The sequence below is a fragment of the Mesorhizobium sp. M7A.F.Ca.US.002.01.1.1 genome (assembly GCF_004022955.1).
Classification (GTDB): Bacteria; Pseudomonadota; Alphaproteobacteria; order Rhizobiales; family Rhizobiaceae; genus Mesorhizobium; species Mesorhizobium ciceri.
The window spans coordinates 61156-70811 of the sequence record NZ_RZQE01000002.1 but is presented as its reverse complement, the minus strand read 5'-3'; the positions used below and the strand labels follow the sequence as shown (position 1 = coordinate 70811).

Genomic DNA, 9656 nt, shown 5'->3' with positions numbered 1-9656 from the left:
TCCTGTCGGCCCTGCAAAATCGTGTGGATCCCTGCCGTATCAGGCGGCTTCGTGATAGTATTTTGCCGTCGGCAGGATGGTCAGCGGCGCGAGTTCCCCGACATGCGGCGTATCGAACAGCATGCGCTGCTCCATTGGCGTCGAGCGGAAGAACGGGAACCGTGAGAAGGACCGCTCGCGGATTGCGTTGACGTCGGCGCGGTAGAGCACGACCTTGTTGAAAACGCCCGGATAGGCGCGCGACTCGCTGATCTTCTCCGAGTAGTAGATACGCTTGTAGAAGCCGGCGTGATCCTCGCGAATGGTCGACAGGCAGTAGGGCGCGTTGAAATGGAAGCACGCCATGCCGGCCAGCCGCAGCGTCAGGTAGGGAATCTGCGGGTAGACGCGCGACCATTCGGGATCGGACGCAAACCGGCTGGGACAGATGAAGCTCAGCCCGTCACGAAGCATCGGCATGACGATGTCGCCAAAGGCCTTGGTGGAAGGCGACATCGGCGTGGCCAAGGTGACGTGATGGATACGCAGCGTGCTGACGAGTTCCTGGTCGATATAGACCCCGAAGCGGTACACATTCGGTGCCTCGTCGAGCTCATCGTGAATGGTATGGTTTTCGTTGTCGGGCACCATATCGTTCGAGCGATATGACTTGTAGCGCAGGCGGTAGATGTCCTCGAGATCTTCGCCCTTGTCGCAGCGGCGGTACTCTGTCCGCTCAAGCATCGCCGAAACGTTGCGGGCGAAGCTGGACATGGTGTCGGCGGCGTCCTTCCCGTCCTCGCCCGTCACCGGACGAAGCGAACTCAACTGCACAATCATCAACTCAATCCCCGTACATTGCCGCCGCGATCCGACACTACGACAGGGTCTTGGGATGTAAAAGATGAAAACAGGAAGCAGCCCGTTTACCAGTCGTTAAGGTTAACGATTGCTAAAATAAAACTAAAATTGGTGGTTTTCTTCGTTTTCTGCGTCGCGACGGGGAAAGAGCGTGTCTCGAACATGACGGGAAGCGGCTGAAATTCTGGCATGGCCCGCGATGTGCAAAGAAACCTCGAATGCAGTGAATGCCTAAAGCCTGGGCGCCTGTTCAATCCTGATGGAAACAGGGATGGGCTCTCAGTGCCCGGGCACCATGCGCCAGGCGCCGCAAATCAGCGGCGTACCGCCTTTTTGGCGGTCCTGATATCCTTGGCGAAGGGCCATACCGTGTTCGACATCGTCTCGATGCCGGAAGCGCTGAGCGCCGAACCGAACAGGAACCCCTGGACAAGATCAGGCTTGACCTGCAGCGCCAGGATCTTGAGCTGCTCGAAGGTCTCGACCCCTTCGACGGTCACCGAAAGCCCCAGCGGCCGCGACAGGTTGACGATACCCTTGAGCAGCTCGAGCGAACGGGGATTCTGGGTGACGTCCATCAGGAAAGAGCGGTCGATCTTGATCTTGTCGAGCGGCAGCTTGTGCAGGTAGCTCAGGCTCGAATAGCCGGTGCCGAAATCGTCGAGCGCGATGCGCACGCCAAGCTGCTTCAGCTCCTCAATATACTGGCGCGTCAGCGACTTGTCATCGAGCAGCGCCGTTTCGGTGACCTCGATCTCGAGCCTACTGGCGGCGAGGCCGGAGCCGGCCAACGCATCGCGAACCTTCTGGATGACATCGCGGCTGCGGAAATCCTTGGCCGAGAGATTGACCGAGACGCTGGTCTGGTCGGGCCATTTGGCGCATTCGGCGCAGGCTGCCTGCAGCACGAAGGTGCTGATCTCGGAAATGATGCCCATTTCCTCGGCCAGCGGAATGAAGATGCTGGGCGAGATTGGCCCGAGATCTGGATGATCCCACCGGCACAGCGCCTCGCAACTGGCGATACGCATTGTGCTCATCGCCACGATCGGCTGATAGACCACCCGCAGGCTCTTGCCCTCTACCGCGGTGCGCAGATCCGCCTTCATCAGCTGACGGTTGCGGAAGGCGGCATCCATCGAAGCTTCGAACAATCGCCAGCTGTTCTTGCCGAGTTCCTTGGCCTTGTAGAGCGCCAGGTCCGCCTTCACGATCATGGCGTCGACATCGGTATCCTTGACCCGTGACAGCACCGCGCCGCCGCTGGCCTGAATGCGCAGCCCGTGACCGGCGACGTCGACTTCCCCTTGCAGGCCGGCGAAAATCTCGTCGAGCTGGCTGGTCAGATGGCTCTCATCCTCGACGCGGTCGAAGAAGATCATGAACTCGTCGCCACCGAAACGGCTGACCGTGATATCTTGCTTGGCAATGGCGCCAAGCCGCTCGGCAACGGCATAGATCAAGCCGTCGCCGATCGGATGGCCAAGCGTGTCGTTGACGCTCTTGAAATCGTCGAGATCGAGCACCGCAAGGCCGCAGAGACGGTCGCGATCGCCGGACGCCATGGCCTCGCCCACCAATTCATGGAAATAGGCCCGGTTGGGCAGGCCGGTGAGATTGTCGTAGCGTGCCATGAAGCGGATCTTGTCTTCCGCCTCGACACGGGCGGTGACGTCCTCGAAGGTGATGACGCCCAGTTCCTGGCTGCCTTCGCGAGCCGAGAACTCGTAATGCTGGCCGTTGGCGAGGGAAACCAGCACCTTGCGGTCGCGACCCTCACGCAGCGCACGCGTCAGCTGCGCCTCGATGTAGCGGCAATCCTTGGGCGCCAGCATGCCGCCGGCGACACCGCGCATCAACAGACCGTGGATCGACCGTCCGAGCAGCGCGTCGGGCGACTTGAGCGACATCAGATGCGCGGCCTCGGCATTGGCCACCGCGACGCGGCCGTCCGGACCGAGCATGACAAGGCCGTGCGACATGGTGTTGAGCGCCCGGTTGAAGCGCTGGGCAATGCGGTTGGCCTTCTTCTCTTCCGAGACGGCCGCAAAAAGCACATCGCGTACGGTGTTGGCGAATTTCCGGATGGCGAACAGGAACGGCGCCGACAGGAGCCCGAGGAGGACATGGTAGATGTCGCCGCGCAGCAGGAAGCCAAGCGAGATCGGCCAGGTCAAGGCAATGGTCAGGATGGTGACCATGCGCGGCGAGCCGTAGTTGCGGCCGGCGATGGAGGTCGCCGTCGCGAGCGTCAGGCAAACGGAGGCGATTTCGGCGAAACCATCGCGCGCGAAATAGATGCCGAGCAGGCAGAAAGCGCCAAGCGTCAAGCCATGCAGGGAGCCATAGAGAATGTAGTCATTCTCACGCTTGTGCGCCTCTTCCCAGGTCGTCGGCGACGGCATGCTGTTGTATTTTCGAAAGTTTCTCATGCGGAACACACCGACGAGAACCATCGAGATCGCGACCAGCAAATACCGCGGATCGCCGCTCTTCCACCAGACCAGGCCGATCAGGAAAGTCTGCGCGAGAATGCCGATCGAAAGTGTCAGCCCGTCGCGAAACAGGGTTTCCACGAACGGAATATAGACGTCGACCGGGATCTCGTTCTTTTTTCGCAGATTCAACGCCTGAATCCCAACCCTGGGGAGCCAAGCAGTGCCACATCCGCCTTAAGAAAGATTTAGAGAGACCCTCGCGCTCCTGCCGTCAAGCCGGGTGACGCAGCGGAAAGCAAGGAAACTGTCGTTCAGGTAAACAAGGCGTATCGATCATTCGGCGGCCTGAAGTTCGGGCCGCGCCGGCGTACTCGACAGGCGTTCGAGCAGCCTTTGGCGCTCGCCGGCGGCCTTTTGCGCGCTGGCTTGACGGACGTGGCCATAGCCGCGGATGAGGGCAGGCACCGAGGCCAGCGCAACCGCCGCATCGACCCTGGCTGGGGCCAACGATCCGGCGATGAGCTCCAGATCCGCCTCGTACCGCGCCAGCAGCTGCCGCTCCATGCGCCGTTCGGCGGTGTAGCCGAACAGGTCGAAGGCAGTGCCGCGCAGGCCCTTCATCGCCGCCAGCACGCGAAAACCCTTCATCATCCACGGGCCGAAGCTCGATTTCCGCGGGCTTCCGTCATTGCCGCGACGGCCCATGATCGGCGGAGCGAGGTGGAATTCGAGCCTTTCGTAGCTCTGGAACTGCTTGCCCAGTTCGGCGGCGAAAGAGCCGTCCGTGTAAAGACGCGCCACCTCGTATTCGTCCTTGATCGCCATCAGCTTGAACAGGTTCCTGGCGGCAGCCTGCGACACCGCGGTCGAACCAGGTACGGCCTTCGCTTCGGCGGCGCGCAACGCGGCCAGTTTTCCGGCATAACGCCTGCCATAGGCGGCGTTCTGATAGGCGGTCAGGAAGGCGACGCGGCGGGCAATGATGTCGTCCAGCGTCTCGGCGGTGTCCGTGGCCTGGCCTGCCTTTCCAGCCGCGGTCGGACCCGGCTGGGCAACCAGCCCGCGCACGAAATCCGGCTGATGGGCAGCGCGACGGCCCCAGCGGAAGGCGGCGATGTTCATCGCCACGGCTTCGCCATTGAGCTCGATCGCCTTCTCGACCGCCTCGGCGGACAGCGGCAGGCCGCTGTGCTGGAAGGCAAAGCCAAGCATGAACATGTTGGCGCCGAGCGAATTGCCGAAAAGTGCCGTGGCAGTGCGGGTGGCATCGAAGAAATGTGCCTTGTCGTCGCCCGCAGCCGCGCGGATCGCCTTTTTCAGCCGCTCTATCGGCAACGAAAAATCGGCCGAGCGGGCGAATTCGCCGGGCATGATCTCGGCGGTGTTGGCGACGAAGATGGTGTGGCCCTCGCGCACCGCGGTCAGCACCTTCTTGGCGCCCGACACGACGAGATCGCAGCCAAGCACGAGATCGGCCTTCCCCGCCGAAACGCGGATTGCATGGATGTCGTCCGGGGTACGAGCGATGCGGACATGGGTGAACACCGAGCCACCCTTCTGGGCGAGGCCGGCCATGTCGATCATGCCGCAGCCCTTGCCCTCAAGATGCGCCGCCATGCCTAGCACCGCACCGACGGTGACGACGCCGGTGCCGCCGACGCCGTCGATGATCGCCGCCCAGCCCTGCTCGCCAAGCGGGAATTGCGCCGGAACGGGCACGCCTTCCAGCGGATCGGCCTTGCCGGCCAGGCCCTCGGCCTTGCGGATCTTGGCGCCGTGCACAGTGACGAAGGACGGGCAGAAGCCGTTGACGCAGGAGAAATCCTTGTTGCAGCTCGACTGGTCGATCTTGCGCTTGCGGCCGAATTCGGTCTCGACCGGCTGGATCGAGACGCAGTTCGACTGTACGCCGCAATCGCCGCAGCCTTCGCAGACCAGTTCGTTGATGAAGACGCGCTTGTCGGGATCGGGGAATGTGCCGCGCTTGCGGCGGCGGCGTTTTTCGGCGGCGCAGGTCTGGTCGTAGAGCAAGACCGAAACGCCCTTGACGTCGCGCAGCTCGCGCTGGACGAGATCGAGGTCGTCGCGGTGATGGATAGTGGCGCCGGCCGGGAATTCGGCTTTGCCAGCATATTTGTCCGGCTCATCCGTGACGATGGCAATGCGGTCGACACCCTCGGCCCGCACCTGCCTGGCAATCATATCGACGGTCAGGCCGCCTTCGTGCGGCTGGCCGCCGGTCATGGCGACCGCGTCGTTGTAGAGGATCTTGTAGGTGATGTTGGCATCGCTCGACAGCGCGAAGCGGATCGCCAGCGTACCGGAATGGTTGTAGGTGCCGTCGCCAAGATTCTGGAAGATGTGCTCGCGCTTGGAGAACGGCGCCTGGCCTACCCATTGCGCGCCCTCGCCGCCCATGGCCGTGAAGCCGACTGTGTTGCGGTCCATCCACAGCGCCATGAAGTGGCAGCCGATGCCGGCCGCGGCGATCGAGCCGTCCGGCACCTTGGTGGACGAATTGTGCGGGCAACCGGAACAGAAGAACGGCGTGCGCGAGCCGATGTCGGTGGCCTCGGTGAGCATTGCCTGGAACTGGCGCAGTTTTGCCACCCGCGCCGAAATCTCTTCGGACGGGCCGATGGTCCTGACGATCCTCTCGCCAAGCGCGATGGCGATCTCGTTGGGATCGAGCGCGCCTTTGGCCGGAAACAGCCAGTCGCCGCGCTCGTCCTTCTTGCCGATAATGACCGGTTGGGTGGCAGTGCCATAAAGGCTTTCGCGCAACTGTACCTCAATCAGCGAGCGCTTCTCCTCGACGACGACGATGGTGTCGAGGCCGCTGGCGAAACCGGCGATGTGATGCAGGTCGAGCGGCCAGGGGCAGCCGACCTTGAACAGCCGCACCCCGATGCGGTTGGCGGCCGCTTCGTCGATGCCGATATCCTCCAGCGCCTGGCGAACGTCGAGATAGCTCTTGCCGAGCGTGATGATGCCGATCTTCGGGTTGCGGCCCCCCGAATAGACGATGCGGTTCAGCCCATTGGCAAGGATGAAGGCGGAGGCCGCGGCGCGCTTGTGTTCATGCAGCCGCTCTTCTTGGCCGAGCATGTCGATCTCGTGGCGGATGTTGAGACCGCCAGGCGGCATGTCGAACTCCGGCACGACGATGTTCAGCCGCTCGAGCGCGGCATCGACCGAGGCGGTCGATTCGATGTTGTCCTTGACGCATTTGATCGCCGCCCACGTGCCGGCAAAGCGCGACATGGCGAAACCGTAGAGCCCGTAGTCGATGATCTCCTGGACACCGGCCGGGTTGAGGATCGGCACCATCGTGTCGACGAACAGGAATTCGGTGGCGTGCGCGTTGGTCGAGGATTCGGCCATATGGTCGTCGCCCATCAGCGCAAGCACGCCGCCATGCTTCGACGATCCGGCGAGGTTGGCGTGGCGGAACACATCGCCTGAGCGGTCGACGCCCGGTCCCTTGCCGTACCAGACCGAAAAGACGCCGTCATGAGTGCCCTCGCCCAGCAGCTCCGTCTGCTGCGCCCCCCAGCAGGCGGTGGCGGCAAGCTCCTCGTTGAGACCCGGCTGGAAGACGATGTCAGCCTGGGCGAGCTGTTTCTTCGCCTTCCACAGCTGCATGTCGAGGCCGCCGAGCGGCGAACCGCGATAGCCGGAGACGAAGCCGGCCGTGTTCAAGCCGGCGCGACGGTCGCGCTCGCGCTGCATCAAGAGCATGCGAATGACCGCCTGCGCGCCGGACAGGAAGATGCGCTCCTTTGCGAGATCGAACTTGTCGTCGAGCGCGACGTCGTGCAGCGTCATCAGGCATTTCCTCTGCGGAGGCCACGCGGGGCAGGCAGCCAACGTCGGGGTCGGATGACGCATCCTTTCTCCCCTTGCAAGGCAGGTCAAACAAAATCGCAGATGCCAGGCAACGCGCAACGAACAGTCCGCGGCCATCCTGAATCGAGTATGAAACCGATCCGCGGACATTGCCCGGCGCATGAACATTACAGCTGCGGCGCGGGCGGCCGCGACGCGTCAGCCGCCTTTCGAGCAATCTGGCTTCGGCTCGCCCGGCAGCTTGCCGTCGGGATGGCCGACGAGATCGGGATTGGCGGTGTAGAGCTGGTCGATGACCAGCGGCCGGTCGGGCAGGATCGACTGGTCTTCCGTCGACATCAGCGTGGTGTCGATCTTCTGCAGGACCGCGCCGTCGGCGCCCTTGATGCTGATGGCAATCGCATAGGGCTTGTTCTTGACGACGCAGGTCAGTGCCGGGCTCTCCAGCGTCACCTTGTCGAGCTTCGGCCAGACCTTCTGCTCGACCACCAGAGGTGCGCCGCCGGCGGGATCCTGGAAGCTGGCGACCGCCACCTGGCCCTCTCCCATCGGCTTCAGCGGCCGCAGGGCCACCACATAAGTCGCCCTGGCGAGGCGGTAGTTGAAAACGAATATCTTGCCGGAAACCTCGAACAGCTTGCCTTCGGCGTCGCCGGTGTCGCGGCAGGCGCCGAGCGCAACGGCCACGATGAGCGCCGCGCCAACAAGGATCGAACGGGAAAGGCCGCTACGCATTCTTGACCTCATTTTCCGCCATGCGACGGCGGCGATAGTGACGGCTTGCCTTCTGACGGTTGCCGCACACCGCCATGTCGCACCACAGGCGGCTGGAATTGCGGCTTCTGTCGACGAACAGCCAGGTGCAGTTGGGACAGATCCTGAGCCTTGCGACGGTATCGTCGCGCAGAAGCGATAGCGCCGAAACCGCCAGCGCCGCCTCGAAGGCGATCGGCGTCAGGGGATCACCGAACGGCCTTCCCGGCACACCGATCTCGGTCCGGCTGCCGGCCAGACCCTCGGCGCAGGCGCTCAGGAATCCGGGCAGATCAGCGGTGGCGACCGCGCCCTTCGACACCGCTCCACGAAACAGCCGGTCCGTCGCCTCGCGGATCGACAGCACGACGGGTGCGATCGCCACCGCTGAGGATACCGCCAGCGGCCTTTCGCCAAGCTCGGCGGCGCGAAAGCGGCTCGCCGCGTCGGCGAAGCGGGCAATCTCGGCCGGATCTTCGAAGCGGTCGAACGTCCGCCCCGGATCGCCGCGCAGCACGACGGTGTTCGCCGTGTCGAGCGCAAGCAGGCCGCCGGTGAAGCGGTGCGGGGTCCATGATACCGTCATGGCCAAAATCTAACCGATAAATCGTATTTGACAAGTTAGATTCAGCGATGCAACCTCACTCCGGATGCGGTGGTCTCCGCAGCCTTTTGAGCATGCTGTTGGCCAGGACCGCTTCGCACTTTTGGGCGGCATGCTTCGAGGTTTTGCATGCTCTATTTCTTCCAGCAGGTGCTGAACGGGCTGCATTCGGGCGCGCTGTATGCGTTGCTCGCCTTTGGCTATGTGCTGACCAACGGCATCCTGCACCGCACCAATCTCGCCTATGGCGCGTTGTTCGCCTTTTGCGGCCAGACCATGATCCTGACCGCGGCCTTCGGCTATCAGGTGCTGTGGCTGACGCTGCTGGCGGCGGTGGCGCTCGGCGTCGTCGCTGCGTTCCTCTATGCCGCGCTGATCAGCCACGTGCTGTCGCGCAGTGTCTTCGAACCGTTGGCCGACCGCACGCCCAATGCAATCGTGGTGACGACTCTCGGCATCCTGCTGCTGCTGTCCGAAGCGAGCCGCATCGCCGCCGACACGCATGATCTGTGGCTGCCGCCGATGCTGGCGGAGCCCATCGTTTTCGCGCAGGGCGCGACCTTCAAGGCAACGCTGACGCTCATCCAGCTTATCGACTGCGCCGTGGTGGTGGCGGCAATCGCGCTGGCAAGCTGGGCTTTTGCCCGGTCGAGCTTCGGACGGTGCTGGCGCGCCGTCTCCGACGACCCCAAGGCTGCCGCGATGTGCGGCGTCGACGTACGCGCGGTGTTCCGGCACGCGGTGCTGTTCGGCGGCTTCTGCGCCGCGCTGGCCGGCGTCATGGCCGGGCTCTATTACGGCAATGTCAGCTTCGGGTCGGGCCTCGTCTACGGACTGAAGATCCTGTTCGTGACGGCGGTCGGCGGCTATCTCTCGCCACCGCGCGCGGCGCTCGGCGCGGCCGTCTTCGGCATGGCCGAATCGCTGTGGGCCGGCTATTTCCCGGTCGAGTGGCGCGACGCGTGGATGTACCTGTTCCTGGTCACGACGCTGATCCTGATCGGCGCCGGCCGCGACACCGGCAAAATCGCCTGAAAACGTCAGACTTTGGTTGCATGACGCGAGGGCAGATCGCCGGTATTGGGCACTGTCTGCCATGCGATGATATTCGCTGCCTCTATCCTTGTTGACCCGTCAGTCCACGCGCGGCATACCGTTGGACCACGTGGCGT

At 63.4% G+C, this 9656-nt stretch carries 6 protein-coding genes; 1 reads left to right on the top strand and 5 read right to left on the bottom strand.

The window, feature by feature from the left end:
- Positions 1-39: 39 nt before the first annotated feature.
- From EN932_RS00865 to EN932_RS00845, 5 genes are all read right to left on the bottom strand, one after another.
- Positions 40-819, bottom strand: a complete 780-nt coding sequence (locus EN932_RS00865) for a hypothetical protein (protein ID WP_013528206.1) — start codon at positions 817-819, stop codon at positions 40-42.
- Between the two features lie 335 nt (positions 820-1154).
- Positions 1155-3467 carry an EAL domain-containing protein gene (locus EN932_RS00860; RefSeq protein WP_013528207.1) on the bottom strand — a complete coding sequence of 771 codons (2313 nt, stop codon included), beginning with the start codon at positions 3465-3467 and terminating at the stop codon, positions 1155-1157.
- A gap of 144 nt (positions 3468-3611) precedes the next feature.
- Positions 3612-7106 (bottom strand): indolepyruvate ferredoxin oxidoreductase family protein, encoded by a 3495-nt coding sequence (locus EN932_RS00855; protein WP_127385458.1) that lies wholly within the window; start codon positions 7104-7106, stop codon positions 3612-3614.
- Between the two features lie 219 nt (positions 7107-7325).
- The gene (locus EN932_RS00850) at positions 7326-7862 is read right to left on the bottom strand and encodes a hypothetical protein (RefSeq protein ID WP_127369205.1); all 537 of its coding nucleotides are present in this window, start codon (positions 7860-7862) and stop codon (positions 7326-7328) included.
- Positions 7855-8466, bottom strand: coding sequence for a CGNR zinc finger domain-containing protein (locus EN932_RS00845; protein WP_127369206.1), 612 nt, complete (start codon positions 8464-8466; stop codon positions 7855-7857). Before EN932_RS00845 ends, EN932_RS00850 begins: the two co-directional genes overlap by 8 nt.
- Positions 8467-8613: 147 nt before the next feature.
- On the opposite strand from EN932_RS00845, the gene EN932_RS00840 reads away from it, so the two are divergent.
- Positions 8614-9519, top strand: a complete 906-nt coding sequence (locus EN932_RS00840) for a branched-chain amino acid ABC transporter permease (RefSeq protein ID WP_064992905.1) — start codon at positions 8614-8616, stop codon at positions 9517-9519.
- The last annotated feature ends 137 nt before the right edge of the window (positions 9520-9656 follow it).

Excerpts from the sequence above, each read along its gene's own strand:
- EN932_RS00865 (WP_013528206.1), bottom strand. The coding sequence starts at position 819 with ATGATTGTGCAGTTGAGTTCGCTTCGTCCGGTGACGGGCGAGGACGGG.
- EN932_RS00855 (WP_127385458.1), bottom strand. The coding sequence starts at position 7,106 with ATGACGCTGCACGACGTCGCGCTCGACGACAAGTTCGATCTCGCAAAG.
- EN932_RS00850 (WP_127369205.1), bottom strand. The coding sequence starts at position 7,862 with ATGCGTAGCGGCCTTTCCCGTTCGATCCTTGTTGGCGCGGCGCTCATC.
- EN932_RS00845 (WP_127369206.1), bottom strand. The coding sequence starts at position 8,466 with ATGACGGTATCATGGACCCCGCACCGCTTCACCGGCGGCCTGCTTGCG.
- EN932_RS00840 (WP_064992905.1), top strand. The coding sequence starts at position 8,614 with ATGCTCTATTTCTTCCAGCAGGTGCTGAACGGGCTGCATTCGGGCGCG.